Annotated in this window: 17 protein-coding genes; 2 read left to right on the top strand and 15 right to left on the bottom strand. The window is 63.1% G+C overall.

The features are described from left to right. Positions 1–29: 29 nt before the first annotated feature. From V6767_RS10105 to V6767_RS10050, 12 genes are all read right to left on the bottom strand, one after another. A complete protein-coding gene (locus V6767_RS10105) occupies positions 30–716 on the bottom strand; it encodes a GntR family transcriptional regulator (protein ID WP_448473365.1) in 687 nt (228 codons plus the stop codon). An 81-nt stretch (positions 717–797) separates the two neighbouring features. Further along, a complete protein-coding gene (locus V6767_RS10100) occupies positions 798–1,472 on the bottom strand; it encodes an amino acid ABC transporter permease (protein ID WP_448473364.1) in 675 nt (224 codons plus the stop codon). A gap of 124 nt (positions 1,473–1,596) precedes the next feature. After that, on the bottom strand, positions 1,597–2,388 hold the full coding sequence (locus V6767_RS10095; RefSeq protein WP_448473363.1) for an ABC transporter substrate-binding protein: 792 nt from the start codon (positions 2,386–2,388) through the stop codon (positions 1,597–1,599). Between the two features lie 76 nt (positions 2,389–2,464). Then, a complete protein-coding gene (locus V6767_RS10090) occupies positions 2,465–3,742 on the bottom strand; it encodes a cysteine desulfurase-like protein (RefSeq protein ID WP_448473362.1) in 1,278 nt (425 codons plus the stop codon). Between the two features lie 138 nt (positions 3,743–3,880). Then, on the bottom strand, positions 3,881–4,357 hold the full coding sequence (locus tag V6767_RS10085) for an SRPBCC family protein (protein ID WP_448473361.1): 477 nt from the start codon (positions 4,355–4,357) through the stop codon (positions 3,881–3,883). Beyond that, positions 4,354–4,674 (bottom strand): ArsR/SmtB family transcription factor, encoded by a 321-nt coding sequence (locus tag V6767_RS10080; protein WP_448473360.1) that lies wholly within the window; start codon positions 4,672–4,674, stop codon positions 4,354–4,356. Before V6767_RS10080 ends, V6767_RS10085 begins: the two co-directional genes overlap by 4 nt. 185 nt (positions 4,675–4,859) lie before the next feature. Next, a complete protein-coding gene (locus tag V6767_RS10075) occupies positions 4,860–5,615 on the bottom strand; it encodes an HpcH/HpaI aldolase family protein (RefSeq protein WP_448473359.1) in 756 nt (251 codons plus the stop codon). A 30-nt stretch (positions 5,616–5,645) separates the two neighbouring features. Next, on the bottom strand, positions 5,646–6,479 hold the full coding sequence (locus V6767_RS10070) for an ATP-binding cassette domain-containing protein (RefSeq protein ID WP_448473358.1): 834 nt from the start codon (positions 6,477–6,479) through the stop codon (positions 5,646–5,648). Beyond that, entirely contained in the window at positions 6,476–7,336 is an 861-nt protein-coding gene (locus V6767_RS10065; RefSeq protein WP_448473357.1) for an ABC transporter ATP-binding protein, read from the bottom strand. Before V6767_RS10065 ends, V6767_RS10070 begins: the two co-directional genes overlap by 4 nt. Continuing rightward, entirely contained in the window at positions 7,333–8,172 is an 840-nt protein-coding gene (locus V6767_RS10060) for an ABC transporter permease (RefSeq protein WP_448473428.1), read from the bottom strand. The genes V6767_RS10065 and V6767_RS10060 overlap by 4 nt, the downstream gene beginning before the upstream one ends. Before the next feature lie 43 nt (positions 8,173–8,215). Further along, complete coding sequence (locus V6767_RS10055) at positions 8,216–9,223, bottom strand: ABC transporter permease (RefSeq protein WP_448473356.1); 1,008 nt, start codon at positions 9,221–9,223, stop codon at positions 8,216–8,218. A gap of 237 nt (positions 9,224–9,460) precedes the next feature. After that, positions 9,461–10,996, bottom strand: coding sequence for an ABC transporter substrate-binding protein (locus tag V6767_RS10050; protein WP_448473355.1), 1,536 nt, complete (start codon positions 10,994–10,996; stop codon positions 9,461–9,463). A 309-nt stretch (positions 10,997–11,305) separates the two neighbouring features. Between V6767_RS10050 and V6767_RS10045 the strand changes: the two genes are divergently transcribed. Both V6767_RS10045 and V6767_RS10040 read left to right on the top strand, forming a co-directional pair. Next, on the top strand, positions 11,306–13,459 hold the full coding sequence (locus V6767_RS10045) for a thiamine pyrophosphate-dependent enzyme (RefSeq protein ID WP_448473354.1): 2,154 nt from the start codon (positions 11,306–11,308) through the stop codon (positions 13,457–13,459). A gap of 4 nt (positions 13,460–13,463) precedes the next feature. Beyond that, a complete protein-coding gene (locus V6767_RS10040; protein WP_448473353.1) occupies positions 13,464–15,005 on the top strand; it encodes an indolepyruvate oxidoreductase subunit beta family protein in 1,542 nt (513 codons plus the stop codon). 221 nt (positions 15,006–15,226) lie between these two features. On the opposite strand, the gene V6767_RS10035 is transcribed toward V6767_RS10040, so the two are convergent. The 3 genes from V6767_RS10035 to V6767_RS10025 all read right to left on the bottom strand — a co-directional run bounded on the left by V6767_RS10035 (position 15,227) and on the right by V6767_RS10025 (position 18,204). Continuing rightward, the gene (locus V6767_RS10035) at positions 15,227–15,727 is read right to left on the bottom strand and encodes a MarR family winged helix-turn-helix transcriptional regulator (RefSeq protein ID WP_448473352.1); all 501 of its coding nucleotides are present in this window, start codon (positions 15,725–15,727) and stop codon (positions 15,227–15,229) included. A 12-nt stretch (positions 15,728–15,739) separates the two neighbouring features. After that, the gene (locus V6767_RS10030) at positions 15,740–17,329 is read right to left on the bottom strand and encodes a phytoene desaturase family protein (protein ID WP_448473351.1); all 1,590 of its coding nucleotides are present in this window, start codon (positions 17,327–17,329) and stop codon (positions 15,740–15,742) included. 89 nt (positions 17,330–17,418) lie between these two features. After that, a complete protein-coding gene (locus V6767_RS10025) occupies positions 17,419–18,204 on the bottom strand; it encodes a cyclase family protein (RefSeq protein WP_448473350.1) in 786 nt (261 codons plus the stop codon). Positions 18,205–18,215: the final 11 nt, after the last annotated feature.

The following is an 18,215-nucleotide window of genomic DNA, read 5'->3' as shown; positions in this document are numbered from 1 at the left end:
GGCGCTTCCCGGTCAGGCGCGAGCGAACCTCAGATCGGGCACATATCCTGCAGCAGGGCCTGCGTCGCCTCGATGTCCTTGACCATCAGCGCGGCGGCCGCCTCGGCATCGCCGCGCCTGAAGGCCTCGATCATCTCGTAGTGATAGGTCGAATAGGGGTGGATCGTGCCCTCGTTGATCTGGTGGATCACGAGATCGGAGAGCATGCGCATATAGGGGCCGAAGCGCAGCCACAATGTCTCGATCATCTGCGGCAGGATTTCCGAGCCGGACAACTCATAGATCGCGAAGTGGAATTCCTGGTTCTTGCGAAGCATCTCGTGGACATGGCCATCGCGGCCGAGCGCCTCATGTTCGCGCGCCAGCGCCAGGCAATGCGCGATCTCGGCCTCTTTCATGCGCGGCGTCGCAAGCTTGGTCGCAAGTCCCTCCAGCGCGGTGCGCGCGCGGCAGAGATCATCGAGCCTTTGGCGCGAAACTGCGGGAACCCGGGCCGAACCGTTGCGGCTGATCTCGAGCCCCTTCTCGGCGGCAAGCCGGCGCAGCGCCTCGCGCACCGGCATATGGCTGGTGCCGAATTCGGCGGCGAGTGAGGAAATCGTCGTCACCTGTTCGGGTTCGAACTGGCCCCACATCAGGGCCTGGCGCAATTGCTCGTACACCCCGTCCTGGACGGTCATCCGCGATGAAATCCTGGAAAGTCCCGTATTGTTCATTGCGCCTCTCTCCCGGTGGTGGTGCGAGCCTTTCACCGTCTGTCGGGGCAAGAGGCATCAAAGTCAAGCGCGCGGGGGCGCTTAGCGGGTTTTCGCCCGGCGGAACCGCTGTTCCAGAATGCCGACCAGACGCACCAGCGGCAGCAGGAACACCAGATAAATAATCGCCGCGCCGATCAGCGGCGTCGGGTTGGCGTAGAACGCCTGGGCGTCCTGCGCCTCCTTCAGGAGCTCGGGCATGGCCACGGTGGAGGCGAGCGCGGTATCCTTGAACATCGAAACGCAATTGCTCGTGGTCGGCGGTATCACGATCCGGATTGCCTGCGGCAGGATGACCTTCCACAGCGTAACTGGAAAGGAAAGGCCAAGCGCGGAGGCTGCCTCGAACTGCCCGTTCGGGACGCTTTCGATGCCGGAGCGGAACACTTCCGCCGAATAGGCAGCCATCACCATCGAGAACGACAGGATCGCGGACGTCCAGGCGGAAAAGCGTATGCCGACGAAGGGCAGGGCGTAATAGACCAGGATCAGCACCACCAGCACCGGCATGGCGCGGAACACGTCGATATAGGCGACCGTCAGAAAGCGGATCGGCTTCGGCGCGTAGAGACGCAATACGCAGATCAGCAGCCCGGCGCTGACGCCGATCACGATGGCGAGAACGCCGAGGATCAGCGTGTTCATCAGCCCGCGCAACAGCAGCGGCATGCTCGCGACGAGCACTTCGGTGTTGAAGAAGGTTTCGACGAGGGTCATCGGCGGCAACTTTCGGTGAGCGTGACATGCGTCTTGCCGCGCCTTTTGGGCGCGACGTCTTCCGGTCCTGCCTTGCGGCGGCAAAAAGAGAGGAGGGCGTCGCGACGCCCTCCGTCATGCGTGATCACGGGATGGCGAAGACCGTGACGGTGGAGGAATTGGCCGGCGCCGCCGAGCCGAACCACTTTTCGTGGATCTTGGCCATGGTGCCGTCTTCCTTCATCGTGGTGATCGCCTCGTTGATGGCGTCGAGCTGCGGATGATCCTTGCCCATCATCATGCCGTACTGCTCGCCGGTCTTGATCCGGGCTGCGACCTCGAAGCCCTTCATCTTGGTGAACAGATATTCCATGCCCGGAATGTCGGAGACGACCGCATCGACGCGGCCCGCGCCGAGATCGAGGAACATGTCCTGCTGTGCGTTGTAGCCCTTGACCGACTTAATGCCGAGGCTCTCTTTGTTCTCGTCGACCCATTTCGCGCCGGTGGAACCGGAAAGCACGCCGACGGTCTTGTCCTTCAGCTCTTCGGTGCCGGCAAGCGTCATGCCTTCCTTGACGGCGATGCCCATGTCGGAATCGTAATAGGGCTGGGTGAAGGACTGTGATTCCACACGTTCCGGAGTGATCGTGATCGAGGAAATCGCGCCATCGATACGGCCCGACGTGGTGGCGGCGAACAGCGCCTGGAAACCGTAATCGGCGATTTCAGGCTCAAGGCCGGCGCGCTTGGCGGCTTCGGTGGCGATATCCACCTCGAAGCCCTCGAACACGCCGCTGGCGTTCTTGTATTCGAACGGCGGATTGCTGGGGTAGGCGCCGATCCGGAAAGGCTCGGCAGCGGCGGCCGACAGGCTTCCGGCGGCAAGTCCGATGGCCGTTGCAAGCATGATGGCGTGGCGGCGGGTAAGCATCATTTTTTCATTCTCCCTCTGGTGGTGACCGCATGCGGTTTGTGGCGGCGCGCTCTCGCGCCGCCGGCATCGTGACGCTTCAGCTTTTGTGCGCGGCGATAACTTCGCCGAGCACTTTGTCGAAGCGTTCGATTTCTTCAAGCTTGTTGTAGTGCAGCAGCGAGACGCGCACCGCGCCGCTGTCCATCGCAAGGCCGAGGCGCGCCATCAGGCGCGGCGCGAACATGTGGCCGTCGCGAATGCCGATGCGTCTTTTGCCCATCTCGACGGAAAGCGTCTTGGGCGCGAGACCCGGTATGTTGAAGCAGATCGTTGGCACGCGTTGCTTGAGCCTGTCATTGTCGGAGATACCGTAGATCACCGCGCCGTGGCGCTTCAGAACGGAAAGCATCTCCCTGGCGAGGATCATCTCGTAATCGCGGATCGCGCCCATCGCCGCGACAATCGCCGCGCGTCGGCTGTGCTCGCCCGATGGCAGAAACCGCTCGCCGACGCTTTCGAGATAACGTACGGCGGCATCCATGCCCGCAACATTCTCATAGGGAAAGGTGCCAACCTCGATCTTGTAGGGCGGCACGTCGGGGATGAAGTCTTCCTTGAAGGTCGGAAGCTTGCAAAGCGCGTCATAGCGCCCCCACAGAAAGCCCATATGCGGCGAGAAATTCTTGTAGCCCGAGCAGACCAGATAGTCGCAATCCCAGGCTTGAACGTCGATCAGCCCGTGCGGACCGAAATGGACGCTGTCGAGGAAAACCTCCGCGCCGGCGGCATGGGCGATGCGGCCGACGGCGGCGACATCGACCACGGTGCCGATTGCATGCGAGGTTGCCGTGCAGGCGACCAGCCGGGTCCGTTCATTGACCAGCGGCTTCAGATCTTCCGGGTTGAGCGTTCCGTCCTCGCGCATCCGCCACCAGACGATCTTCGCGCCGTTTTCCTGGAGCGCCAGCCACGTCGCGATATTGGCGTCGTGGTCCATGTCGGTGACCACGATCTCGTTGCGCTCGTCGAGCATTCTGGCGATGCCGAGGCTCACGAGGCGGATGAAGGAGGTGGCGTTGAGGCCGAAGGAAATCTCCTCCGGGCGATAGGCATTGATGAGCACGGCAACGCTTTCGCGCGCGGCTTCGAGACCGGCGTCGACGCGGGCGCTGTGCTCGTAGCTTGCCATGCGCTGGACATTGGCATCGATCAGGTGATTGGTGACAGCGTCCACCACGCTTTGCGGCACCTGCGCGCCGCCGGCGTTTTCGAGAAAGATGAAATCGCCGGCCTTGGCGATCGCCGGGAACAGGGACCGGATCTCGTCAACCGGAAAGCTGTTGCTGAGCGGGGCGGATTCGGTCTGCATATTCATCGGGTTATCCTGTGTCGTTCCCGGCGGACGGCAATCGCCGCCCGCGCATATTTGTTATTTTGATTATTTGATCACAAGATATTTCAGATTTCAACTATCTCTTTTCAATTGTTCCTCTGCTTGGGAGCCTCTGCCTGTTCAGGCCGCTTTCGGTTTGGCGAAAATGTCGAGGCCGCGTCCGGTTTCGAGATAGGATTTCATGCTGGACAGCACCACCGGCCAGCCCTTGGTGACGCCGATCTCCATGCCGCTGCCAACGACAAGGTCGTCGTGCGTCACGGTGAGCCGCACCATGTCGTCATAGGGTTCGATATCGAAGGTCACCCGGCTGTAGGCTCGTGGGTCTGCAGCCTCCGACTCGTTTGCCCAGCTTATGACAAGGCGCGAGGGCGGCGTGTTTTCGATAACCTCGCCGACGAGATTGACAGTACGCTGCTCGTTGTCGCGGACATGCTGCCAGCGCGAGCCCGGACGCCAGTCGGACACGTTTTCGTGGCCCCAATAGCGACGCGTTACCTCCGGCTTGATGATGGCCTCGAACACTTTTTCGGGCGTCGAGGCGATGTAGGTCACGTAGACGAACTGGGTCGTTTCCCTGATCGTTGCATCGGTCATTTGCTGTCTCCTTCGAGTTCTCTCTTGAGGTCGTGCAGCAGGCCGAGCCGCTGGTGCTCGAACTTGCGCACCCACCGCTCGTAGACTTCGTAGAGCGGCACCGGATTGATGAAATGCAGCCGCTCCCGTCCGCGCCGGACGCTGGTGACGAGATTGGCCTTTTCCAGCAGGCCGAGATGTTGGGTGGCCGACTGGCGGGTCATGTCGAGGTTTTCGCAGAGCTGGCCGAGGGTCTGCCCGTTCCGTTCGCACAGAAGGTCGAGCAGCCTGCGGCGTGTCGGATCGGCCAGCGCCTTGAAAACGGTATCGGTATCCATGGGTCTCACTTTCAACGTCTTTAATTATGCAGGTATTTACCTGCATGTAAAGCGCAGTTTCTTACCTGCCTTTTTTGGGCAACAAAAAAGAGCGCCGGAGGCCCGACGCCCTTCGCCGCGAACGGCCTGACATTCCTACGCGGCGGCAAGGCAGCGCCCGACCGTCACGCGGGGCTTTGATGCTGTCAGCCCTTGCGCGCTTGTTGCAGTCCGTCGGCGAGGCCTGCGGAGAGCATCATCGCGTCCGAGCCGATGATAAAGAAACTGATGCCGGCCTTTTCCCAGGTCGCGACATCGGAGCCGTCGGGACGGAACAGGCCGACCGCCTTGCCCGCCGTCCGCGCGGCATCGCTGATGCGACGGATCGCGCTTTCAAGCTTTCCGGCGTTTTCGGGGCCCATGGCATCGATCGTGACCGACAGGTCGCCGGGGCCGATGAAGATCACATCGACCCCCTCGACCGCCGCGATGTCCTCGATGTCGGCTAGCCCTTCGGCGGTCTCGATCTGGATCGCGAGCACGACGGTCTCGTTTGCGGATTTCAGGGTCTCGGCAATGCGGTAGCCATAGCCGGCCGCCCGCCCCGGACCGACGCCGCGCCGGCCCGCCGGCGGAAACCGAGTGGCGGAAACGGCGGCGCGGGCTTCATCGGCGCTGGAGACGCGCGGCACCAGCACGCCGGCCGCCCCGGCATCGAGCGCGCTCGCGATCGCCTCCGGCGCATGGCCCGGCACCCGCACCATGGCTGGTACGCGGTGAAGGTCGGCGGCGCGGATCATGTCTTCCACCCGCTCGCGCCCGATCTGGGCGTGTTCGCAGTCGATGCAGATGAAATCCGGTCCGGCAGCGGCCGTGATCTCGACGGCCACCGGATGGGGGATTGCCGAAAAGGTTCCGATCACGCGGTCGAACGCGGTGCAGGTCTGGCGAAAGCCGCTCATGAGTCCTCCGGAATTCTTTCTGTTGAGGCATTATGCCTCGTCGACGGCCACCCGGTCCAGCCAGTGCGGATCGATTTCCGGCAGCGGAATGGCATCGAGCAGCGTGCGGGTATAGGCCGATTGCGGATTGTCGAAGACCTCCGCACACCGGCCGTGCTCGACGATCTTGCCGAACTGCATGACATAGACCCGGTCGCAGACCGCGCGGATCACCGAGAGATCGTGGCTGATGAAGGCCATGGCGAGGCCCATCTCGCGGCTGAGCGCCTTCAGAAGGTTCAGCACCTGCGCCTGGGTGGAGACATCGAGCCCGGAAACGATCTCGTCGGCAAGCACAAAATCGGGCTTCAGAAGCGCTGCACGGGCAATGCCGATGCGCTGGCGCTGGCCGCCGGAAAGCTCGTGCGGGCTGCGCGCCAGCACCTCCTCCGGCAGCGATACGCGCTCCAGCATGGCGGCTGCCTGATCGCGCGCCGCCTTCCGGTTTTCCGCCAGCCCGTGCAGCAGCAGTGGTTCTCCGAGAATCCGGCCGATCGAGTGGCGCGGATTGAGCGAGGCCATCGGGTCCTGGAAGATCATCTGCATGCGCCGACGAAGCGGGCGCATTGCGCCATCCTCAAGCCTTGTGATGTCCTGGCCGCCAAAGCGGATTTCGCCGTCGGCGACGTCGACCAGCCTGAGCAGCGCGCGGCCAAGCGTGGTCTTGCCCGACCCGCTCTCGCCGACAATGCCGACGGTCTCGCCGGCGGCAACCTCGATGTCGACGCCATGGAGCACGGTGTTGCCGGGCTTCTTGCCAAACAGCGACGCGCTAGCGCCATAGGTGACCTTGATGCCGGTGGCGGAAAGCAGGGGCCCACTCATCGCGATGCCTCCCCGATCTCGGCGCGCAATTCAGCAAACACGGCATCGGGCACCGGCTCCAGCCCGGCATCCGGCCGGTCATAACGCGGTCCGGCGGCAATCAGCGCGCGGGTGTAATTATGGGCGGGATTTGCGAGCACCTCGGTGGTTCGGCCCTGTTCGATCACCCGCCCGGCATAAAGCAGGGTCACGCTGTCGCAGATCTGCGCCACCACGCCGAGATCATGTGTGACGAACAGCACGGCGGTGCCGTGGGCCTTCTGCATCTGCCGGATCAGGCGGAGGATCTGCTTCTGCACCGTGACGTCGAGCGCCGTCGTCGGCTCGTCGGCCACCACCAGTTTCGGCCGCATGGCAAAGGCTGCGGCAATCAGCACGCGCTGGCGCATGCCGCCGGAAAGCTCGTGCGGGTAGGAGCGCATCACCCGTTCGGGATCGCGGATATAGACCTCCTCCAGCATGGAAAGCGCGACCTTGCGGGCCTCCGCACCGCTCATGCCGCGCTTCAGCCGGAGCCCGTCGGTGAGCTGCGCCTCGATCCGGCGGCCGGGGTTCAGCGCGGTCTGCGGGTCCTGCGGGATCAGGGTGATCTCGTTGCCCATGATCTCCCGAAGCGCCCGGCCGGGCAGCGCCAAAAGGTCCCGACCTTCGAAGCGAATATGGCCGCCGGTGACCTTCACCGTGGCGGGCAGCATGGCCAGCAGCGCCTTGGCGATTGTCGACTTGCCGGCCCCGCTTTCCCCCACCAGCCCGCGCACCTCGCCAGGGGCAAGGGTAAGTGAGACGTCGGAAAGGACGGGGCGGTTGCCGTCGCGCAGCGAAACGGCGCTGAGTGCGTCAATCGTCAGAAGGGTCATCGGCGCATCACCGGATCGAGCGCCCGGCGCAGGCCGTTGCCGAGCTGGTTGAAGGAAAGCACGGTGACGAGCAGCATGCCAAGCGGGGCGATCAACACCCAGGGCGTATGGTGAATGGTCTGGCGGCCGGCCGCGATCATGCCGCCCCATGTCGGGGTGTCGGAGGAGACCGAAAGCCCGACGAAGGAAAGGATCGCCTCGACCACGACGGCAATGCCCATTTCGAGGCTGAGCAGCGCGACGAAGACAGGCATGATATTGGGCACGATCTCCTTGATGAGGATCTGCATGCGCGCAAACCCGACCGTGCGCGCGGCGGTCACATAATCCATGCTGGCCTGCGCCATGGTTTCGGCGCGCACCACGCGACAGAAGCGGGTCCAGTCGATGATCACGATCGCGGCGATCACCGAATGCAGGCCGGCGCCGAGAACGGCGACCAGCAGCACCGACAGCAGCACCGGCGGAAACGCCATCCAGATATCGACGAGACGCGAGATCACCCGGTCGGTCCAGCCGCCGTACCAGCCGGCAAGCAGGCCGAGCAGCGAGCCGAGGATCGCCGCGAGACCGGCGGCGATGACGGCGACCGTCAGCGCGATCCGTGTGCCGTAGATCAATCTTGAGAGCACATCGCGGCCGAGATCATCGGTGCCGAGATAATAGCCGGGCTCCGCGCCGGGCCACGTCACGGGCGGAATGCGGGACAGCATCAGGTCTTGCGCCAGCGGATCATGCGGGGCAATCAGCGGCGCGAAGATCGCGATCAGGAACAGGAGGGCAATAATGCCGCCGCCCCACAGCACGCGCTGTTCGGCGAGAAGGGCCGACAGCATGGGGTGCCGTTTTTTGGGCTTCACGCCATCAGCAAGCGTTGTGTCAGCCATGTTTGAGCCTCGGATTGAAGAAGTTGCCGGCAAGGTCGATGGCGATGTTGATCAGCACGAAGATCAGGCCGAACATCAGTACGATGCCCTGGATCAGTGGCAGGTCGCGGTTGATGACCGCGTCGATCGCCATGTTGCCGATGCCGGGATAGGAAAATATTCTCTCCACGATCACGGTGCCGCCGATCATGAAGGTGAATTGCACGCCGGTCAGCGTCAGCGTCGGGCCGATCGCGTTCCTCAGCGTTTCCTGCACCACAAGGCGGGTTTCGGACATGCCCTTCAGCCGCGCCAGCAGAACGTAATCCTGCAGCATCGCCTCGTTCAGCGCTTCCTTCAGCGTGCGGATGATGACGGCGGCAAGCGGCAGGCCGAGCGCGAGCACCGGCATCACCATGTGGGAGAGCACATTGAAAAACAGCGAAAACCGCAGGGTGACGAGGCTTTCGAGCAGATAGAAATTGGTGGCGAAATCGCCGGAAAGCGAGGGGTCGACGCGACCCGATGTCGGAAACACCGGAAAGGCGACGCCGAGCACCAGCACCAGAAGCAGCGCCCAGACGAAATCCGGCACGGCGAGAAACAGTCCGTTCAACACGTCGATGAGCGATTCCAGCGGGGTGCGGCGGGCAAGGGTGGCGAGGATCGCGATCAGCCCGCCGCCGATCACGCCGAAGACCAGCGCGGCGAAGGCAAGTTCCAGCGTGGCCGGCAGGCGTTCCATCAGCAGTGACAGGACCGGACGCTTGAGCGAGATCGAGGTGCCGAAATCGCCCGTCAGCATTTCTCGGATCCACACGCCGAACTGGACGGGAATGCTGGAATCGAGCCCGTATTTGACCCGGAGCGCCAGGATATCGTCAGCCGAGGCGCCCGGCGAGATCATCATCGCGATCGGATCGCCCGGAACGATCCTGAGCAGACAGAAGACGATGACCGCGACGCCGAAAAGCGTCACGGCCGCCATCACGGCCCGGTTGAAAATTCCGGTGACAGACATGAAAACTCCGCCGCATTTCTTCAAGTTTAAAGGAGGAGAGCGGTGCTCTGCTCCAGCGTGTTGTCGAAAACCCCTCCCCCTCTCGGCGTCACCCTCGGGCTTGACCCGAGGGTCCAGGCAGCGTTTTCCGTGTCGCCTGGATGCTCGGGTCAAGCCCGAGCATGACTCATGTGAGAGGGGCGGGCTTCTCCGTAGCCTCAAGGAGGAGGGGCTCGCCCGTCCTCCCGTCCCACGCCCTTACTTCGGTGCGACCAGCGTCGGCTGCAGCGCGCCTGAAAGGTTCGGCTCCACCATCAGCGTATCCTTGAACACGATCGGCTGGACATATTGCAGCAGCGGAATGACATAGCCCTGTTCGGCGATGTATTTGCTGACGGCCTTCCAGCCTTCGATGCGCTTTTCCTCGTCCATCTCGCCCCAGAGCGGGCCGATCATGCCGTCGAGATCGTCGGTGTTCCAGACCGAGTGCGGCGAGGGGCCAAACATGGCGAAACCGGTCGAGGTGGTCGGATCGCCGATCGCATTGCCCCAGTTGTAGAAGGCGGCGGGCGCCAACTGGTCGGCGGCGCGCAGCTCGTAATGCTTGGCGATCTCGTAGACCTCGATATCGGCCTCGATGCCGACCTTGCGCCACATGCCGACGATCGCCTGGATCATCTCGTAATCCTTGGGCTTCAGCCCGCGCGTGGTCTGGATCGTGAACTTCACCGGATTGTCGGTGGAATAGCCGGATTCGGCCAGAAGCTTGACGGCGAGTTCGGGGTCGTAGGGTATCTTGATATCGGGATCGAAAGCCGAATATTCCGGCGCTTCCAGCGTGTCGAGCGGCACGCCGTAGCCCGACAGCAGCCGGTCGATGATCGCCTGCTTGTTGATCGCGTAATTGGCGGCAAGGCGCACGTTCTTGTCGTTCATCACGTCGATATTGTTGAGGAAGATCATGCCGATATCCGAGACCGGTTCGGCCACGCCCGAAAGGCCGGGTTTGGCGATCAGGCGGTCATATTCCTCATAGGGGATTTCCAGCGTGACGTCCGACGAGCCGGATTCGATCTCGGCGACGCGGCTGGTCGTATCCGGCACGAATTTGAAGATCACGGTGTCGAAGGCCGGCTTTTCGCCGTAATAGCCGGGATAGGCCTTGAGCTTGAGGAAGGCATTGCCCTCATACTCCTCGACCATATAAGGCCCGGAGCCGATCGGGGCTTCCTCGAAGCCCGCCGCGCCGACCTTTTCGTAATAGGCCTTCGGCATCACATAGCCGGTGAGGAACGCCATCCACATGAACAGCGTCGGCTCGAAGCGCAGAACGTCGGCGGTGACCTTGTTGCCGTCAACAGAGAAATTGCCGATCGTCGACCAGACGAACTGGATCGGGTTGCCGGTTTCCGGATTGGCGGCGCGTTCCAGCGACCAGACCACGTCTTCCGGGGTCAGCGGCGAACCATCATGCCAGGTCACGCCCTCGCGCACATCCATCCAGACCTTGGTCTTGTCCTCGTTCCAGCCCCAGTCGGTCAGGATGCCGGGTTCGAAGGAAAGATCGGTCTTCTGGCCGACATACTGGCTGAAGATCGAGCGGTAGATCGCCTGGATCGTCGGGTTGACGGCGGACGCGCCAACGGTCGGGTCGAAGGATGGCAGGTTGACGTTGAATGCGATGGTAAGCGTATCGGTTTCAGCCGCGTTGACCGGCAAGCGGCCCGCGAGAATGCCCGAGACGAGTGCGGCTGCGCCAAGGCCAAGTGTCTGGCGACGGGTAAAGGTCGTCATGGTGATGCTCCAGTTGTTCCCCACCCCCGTCGGATGCGTTTCCGCGGGGTCATGCTTGTTGTCTGACACAACTCTAAGGGCAAATCGGGGCGCGCGGCAAGGCAAATATTTGAGGTTTAAAGTTTTGGGCGCAGATTTTTGCAACTGTGATGCTTAAATATGCAATTGCATGCCTTTTGACACAAGGATTTCTCGGGCATGGCCGAATTTCGCGTAAAATCGCTAATTCAGTTGACATTTCAAGAAACCCAAAAATATGCTAATGCATGTTAATTCAGATTTCCGGGCAACGGAAAAGGGGAATTCGAGATGGCAGAACGGTCGTTCGCACGCGAGGTCGAGGACCTTAAACTGGGCGAGGGCGATACCTTTCGGGGTGAGGGAATTCTCGCCATCACCAAGGCGCTGCTGCAGTCCGGCGTGTCCTATGTCGGGGGCTATCAGGGCTCGCCGATTTCGCATCTGATGGATGTGCTGGCAGACGCCAAGGACGTGATGGCCGATCTCGGCGTGCACTTCGAATCCTCGGCCTCCGAGGCTGCCGCCGCCGCCATGCTCTCGGCCTCGGTGATGTATCCGGTGCGTGGTGCTGTGACATGGAAATCGACTGCCGGCACCAATGTCGCCTCCGATGCGCTCTCCAATCTTTCCTCCGGCGGCGTCACCGGCGGCGCGCTGGTGATCATCGGCGAGGATTTCGGCGAGGGCTCCTCGATCATGCAGGAGCGCAGCCACGCCTTCGCGATGAAATCGCAGATGTGGCTTTTGACGCCGCGCCCGAACCTGCCCTCGATCGTCGATGCTGTCGAAAAGGGCTTCGAGCTGTCGGAAGCTTCCAACACGCCGGTCATGCTGCAGGTCGGCATCCGCTCCTGTCATGTTCACGGCCAGTTCGCCGCCAAGGACAACAAGCGCCCGGCCTTCACGCTCCGCGAGGCGCTGGAAAATCCCAAGCGCGATGTCAGCCGCATCGTGCTTCCGCCGGCAAGTTTCCAGCATGAGAAGGAAAAGCTTGAGAAGCGCTGGCCGGCCGCGATCGAATTCGTGAAGCAAAACAGGCTCAACGAATATTTCGGCCCCGAAGAGGGCCAGGTCGGCATCATCATGCAGGGCGGGCTTTACAATAACGCCATGCGCGCCCTGCAGCAGCTCGGCCTTGCCGATGTCTACGGCAATGCCCGGGTGCCGATCTATTGCATGAATGTCGCCTATCCGATGATCGACGAGGAGGTCGTCGACTTCTGCGCCGGCAAGAAGGCGGTGGTCATGCTGGAGGAAGGCGCGCCGGAATATATCGAGCAGGCGCTGCATACGCTGATGCGCCGCCGCGATCTCCAGACGAAGGTCTCGGGCAAGGATATCCTGCCGCTCGGCGGCGAATACAGCACGCCCGTTCTGGTCAATGGCCTCTCGGCCTTCTTCGAGGCCCATGCGCCTCAGATCCTCGGCAACCGCCCGCCGGTGCCGGATGCCGGACCCGTGCTTGCCGATCCGAAGGTCAAGGCGCTGGCCGAGGTGGTGCCGCCGCGTCCGGCGGGTTTCTGCACCGGCTGTCCCGAGCGGCCGATCTTCGCGGCGATGAAGCTTGTGGAGAAGGAGCTCGGCGAGCATCACGTCTCCGCCGATATCGGCTGTCACCTTTTTTCGATCCTGCCGCCCTTCAATATCGGCGGCACCACCATGGGCTACGGCCTCGGCCCGGCGTCTGCCTCCGCCTTTAACGTCGAATCCGACAAGCGCTCGATTTCGGTGATGGGCGATGGCGGGTTCTGGCACAACGGTCTGGCCACCTCCGTCGGCAATGCCGTCTTCAACAAGCAGGACGGCGTCATTCTGGTGGTGGACAATTATTATTCGGCGGCCACCGGCGGGCAGGACATCCTATCCTCTCGGGCAAACAATGCCCGCCGCAAGACCAACAATTCGATCGTCGATGCAGTGAAGGGCGTCGGCGCCAAATGGGTGCGCCAGATCGACCGCACCTATGATGTCGCAAAGATGCGCGACACGCTGCGCGAGGCGCTGACGACCAAGGAGGAAGGCCCGAAGATCATCGTCGCCTCATCCGAATGTATGCTGAACAAGCAGCGTCGCGTGAAGCCGCAATTCGCCAAGGCGGTGAAGGATGGCAAGCGTATGGTCAAGGAACGCTTCGGCGTCGACGAGGATGTCTGCACCGGCGATCACGCCTGCATCCGCCTGTCGGGCTGTCCGTCGCTCTCGGTCAAGCACACCGATGATCCACTGAAGGATGATCCGGTTGCGGCGATCGACAATTCCTGCGTCGGCTGCGGCAATTGCGGCGAGGTGTCGGAGGCGGCGGTGCTCTGTCCGTCGTTCTACCGCGCCGATGTCATTTCCAACCCGACTGGCTGGGACCGCTTCGTCCATCGCGTCCGCACCGCCGTGATCGGCTGGCTGCAGAACCGACGCCAGTCCCGCCGCATCGTTTTTGCCGAGTAGACCCATGATGATGACCGACACTGCGGCGCTTTCCGCCGACAAGCCGCTTTCGATCGCGATCCTCGCCATGGGCGGGCAGGGCGGGGGCGTGCTCGCAAACTGGATCGTGCATCTAGCCGAAAGCCAGGGCTGGGTGGCCCAGACCACATCCGTGCCGGGCGTTGCCCAGCGCACGGGCGCGACGATCTACTATCTGGAGCTGATCAAGCCGCGCGAAGGCGCGATGCCGATCCTGTCGCTGATGCCGACGCCGGGCGATGTGGATGTCGTGATTGCGGCCGAACTGATGGAGGCCGGCCGCTCGGTGATGCGCGGCCTGGTGACGCCGGAAAAGACGCTGCTGATCGCCTCGACCCACCGCTCCTTTGCCGTCGGCGAAAAGGAAAAGCCGGGCGACGGCATCGGCAATCCCGAAACCGTGGTCGATGCCACCGATTTCGCCGCCCGCAAGACCATTGCCTTCGACATGGATACGCTGGCGACGAAGAACGGCAGCGTGATCTCCTCATCCATGTTCGGAGCCTTCGCTGCCTCCAAGGCGCTTCCCTTCGCCAAGGAAGCCTATGAGGAAACCATCAAGGCCGGCGGGCGCGGCGTCGCCGCCAGCCTCAAGGCCTTCGATGCGGCTTACAATCGCGCGCTCAAGGGCGAAAACGACAAGGTCTCGGCAACGCCCGCCAAGCGGCTCGACGCCCTTCCCGAAACCGCCGGCCATCCCGCGCTCGACAGTCTCGTGAACCGCATCCGCGCCGAGTTCCCGGAGGTCGCCCATGCCATGCTCTATGCCGGCGTCAAAAAGCTCACCGATTTCCAGGACCCGGCCTATGCCGACGAATATCTGACCCGCATGGCCGCGCTCCTTGCCGCCGATCGTGCGAACGGCGGCGAGGCGAAGGGCTTCGCCTTCACCGTTGCCGCGGCCAAATATGTCGCCGTCGCCATGGCCTATGACGATGTCGTGCGGGTCGCCGACCTGAAAGTGCGCGGCACCCGCTTCAAGCGCGTGCATGACGAGGTCGGCGTCAAGGACGGCCAGATCCTCTACATGACGGAATATATGCATCCGCGCATGGAAGAGGTCTGCGGCACGCTGCCGAAGGGGCTCGGCCTCTGGATTGAGGCGCGGCCGAAGTTGTTCGCCTTTCTCGACCGCCGCGTCAACAAGGGCAGGCGGGTGAAGACCGGGACGCTGTTCTGGTTCTCCTCGCTCTATGTCCTGTCATCCATGCGCCGCATCCGCCGCAGCAGCTTGCGTCATTTCCGCGAGGAAGAACACCGCGAGGCCTGGCTTCGCCAGGCACTTTCCGTGCTGCCGGTCAATTACGATCTCGCCACGGAAGTGATTGCCACGCGCCGCCTGGTCAAGGGCTACTCCGACACTCATGCCCGCGGCCTGTCGAAATTCGACCGCGTTCTCTCCGCCTTGCCGCTTCTTGAACAGCGCGAGGACGGCGCCGACTGGCTCCGCCGCCTACGCCAGGCCGCCCTGATCGACGAGAGCGGCATCGCGCTGGATGGCGCGCTGAAGACGGTGGCTACGCTTTAAATCGCTACTGGAATTGAAGCTTGCTCCAACTATTCTCTCCCCCTTGCGGGAGAGATACCCCCGAAAGGGGGAGTGCGGGTGATGCAGCATTTCGAAACGCGAGGGCGTTCGCGGGGATAGACTCGCCCCTCACTGCCCCTTTCGGGGCATCTCTCCCCTCCGGGGCGAGAAGATTCTGGGGGCTGTGCCGCGGGCGAGAACACACGCCTCGCCTGCGTCTATCAGATCTCGTTCACCCGCACATTGCGCAGCATCTTCTGCAGCGTGGTCACGAAGGCGCGCTGTTCGTCTTCGTCGATGCCGTCGAACATCTGGTTGAGGAAGTTGTGCATGGTCGGCCAGGCGGCGTCGAAGGCGAGGCGGCCTTCCTCGGTGATCGAGACATCGCGCACCCGCATGTCCTCGTTGCGCGACTGGCGGCGGATATAGCCCTGCTCCTCCAGCGAATCGAGCGTGCGGCTCATCGTCGATTGCTCGGTCACGGCGAGAACCGACAGCTCGTTGATCGTGGCAGACGAAATGACCGAGAGCACGGCAAGCGTGCGCACCTTGGCGGTGGACATGCCGAGATGCTTCAGTTCCTCGGCGAGATTGGCGTTGTAGCGCGCCATCACCCGGTTCATCAGATAGGGCGAAAACGCGTTGAGCCCGATTTCGCCGAGGCTGCGGACGGCCTCGCCCGTCTCACCGTCACCGTTCGAGCCTGAGAAACGCTCACCCATGAACCCACTCCATTACGTCAACGAGGATGCCAGCAGAAAGCCCGAGCCGCCGCCAAGGCCCGGACCCGGATGGGTCGAGGCGCCGATATGATAAAGGCCGGGCACGTGCGTCTTGTGGTTAGCGGCGGTTTTGAACGGACGCCAGATGAAAAACTGGTCGAGCCCGCAAAAACCGCCATAGGGGTCGCCGCCCACGAGGTTCATGTTCATGGTCTCGAGATCGGCCGGCGATGAGACGCTGCGGGCAATCACATTGTCCGCAAAACCCTCGATATGGGCGGCAAGCATGGCCTCGACGCGGTCGGCGAAGGCCTCCCGCAGCGCTTCCGTCCAGCGCCCGTCTTCCGGGCAATCGATGAGGCCCGCCGCATCGCCCTTGATCTGGCGGGGCGTATCGGGAAGCTGGAGCCACAGGATCGCGCCGCCCTCCGGTGCGCGACTCGGGTCCAGCGCCGTCGGCTGGCCGACGCAGACGGTGGGCTCGGCCGGCAGCAGTCCGCGCTCGGCCTCGTTTGCCGAACGCGATACGGCGTCGAGGCCGTCGGTCAGGTGCAGTAGGGCGACCTTGCCGAGCTCATCGCCCGCCTTCCATTTTGGCGGCGCTTTCAGCGCGTAGTGGATCTGCATGTCGCCCTTGCCGTAGCGATAGGATTTCAGTCCTTTCTCGACATCGGCCGGCATGGGTTTGCCGGTCTCGCCGAGCAGGCGCCTGTAAAGCTGGTCGGGCGTGACGGAGGCGATGACGCCGCGCTTGGCCTCGATATCCGTTCCGTCGGCAAGCCGTACACCTTTCGCCTTGCCGTCCCTGCTAAGCGTGATGCCGGCGACATCGCATCCGGTGCGAACATCGCCGCCATTATCGCGGATCAGGCGCTCGAAGGCGCGCGTAAGGTTCACCGCGCCGCCCTTGACGATCGGGCAGCCGGCAAGCTCGATCGCAAAGCCGATCACCTTCAGCATCTCGGCCGAATAGCTCGCTTCCGGCGACAGGCCGCAATGCAGCACCCAGGGCGCCCAGAGCGCCTTGGCCTCGTCCGAGGTATAGGTTGTCTCCAGATAGCCGCGCGCGGGCGTCAAAGCCTCGCCGAACCATGCGGCAAGGCCGCGCGGGCCGCGCTTCCAGGCTTCCTTCAGCATCTTCTTGGCCGTCGCGCCGGACCAGAGATTGCCGCCGAGCAGCGAGAACACGAAGTCGGCATCGCCCGCCATCGCCGCCATCTCGGCGTCGAAGGTCTGGCCGTCGCCGGCAGCCTTCGCGTTGAACGCGGCGATATTGCGGGCGCGGTCCATCGCATAGATCAGGTGGCTGCCGTCGGGCCGCAACACGCCGGTCGGCGTGTCGGTGTGGCAGAACTCCGCGCCGCGGGCGGCGAGATCGTCGCCAAGGGCCGCAAAGGCCGGCGAGGTGAGGAACAGCACCATGGTGGTCGCCATCACATCATGCAGGTAGCCCGGCGCGGTCACCTCGGCCGTCATCAGGCAGCCGCCAATGGTTTCGTTGCGCTCCAGCACCAGCACACGCTTGCCGGCCTTGCCGAGGAGCGAGGCGGCGACCAGCGCATTGATGCCGCTGCCGATGATGATGTGATCGAAATCCGCCAATGTGATCCCCCGTTCCAAAAACCCGATAAGCGCCCCGACGCGGCAAAACATTTTCGCATCGGGGCTTTATATCAGAGCGTCAGCGCGCCTCAGGCGATCAGCGCCAGCGCCCGCACCGGCGAGCCGGTGCCCTTGACGAACTTCAGCGGAGCGGCGATCAGGATCGCGCCCTTGGCCGGAAGCTGGTCGAGGTTGGAGAGGCTGGCGAGGCCGTATTTGTTGTGCTTGTGCATCAGGTTGTGCGCCGGGAAGGGCGGTTCCATGCCGCCGGCGGAACCGGCATCGGTGCCGACGGTTTCCTGACCCCAGCCGATAATGCCCTTCGAAAGCAGATACTCGATCGCCTCAGCCGTCGGGCCGGGGGAATGCGGGCCGTTCTCATCGGCGTTGAGGAAGGTCTCGGTGGAGCCGTTGCGCTTGTACCAGTCGGTGCGCATCACCACCCAGCTCCCGGCCTCGATCTCGCCGTGCTCGGCTTCCCATTCCTTGATGCTGTCGACGGTCAGGAGATAGTCGTGGTCGGCCTCGGCTTCCTTCGAACGGTCGATGACGTTGACGGGGGCCACGAAATTCTGCGGCTTGATCGTGTCGGTGGTGTTTTCCGGATTGTCCTTGCCGGTGATCCAGTGACAGGGCGCATCGAAATGGGTGCCGGTATGCTCGCCGAGTTCGATCCAGTTCCATGCCCAGAACGGGCCGTTCTCGTCATACTGGGAAATCTTGTGCACCTTCACATTCGGCGTGTTCTGGCCGAATTCCGGCGGGAGGTACAGGACGGGCGTTTCCGGGCCGAGCGGCGCGGTGATGTCGACAACCTTGACCGACCCCGACAGCAGGGCGGAGGCGAGGCTTCCAAGCACGGACATGTCATTCATGATAATCTTCC

The sequence above is a fragment of the Martelella sp. FLE1502 genome, from assembly GCF_053484255.1.
The sequence above is the reverse complement of the archived record's forward strand: the minus strand, read 5'-3'. Positions and strand labels throughout refer to the sequence as shown.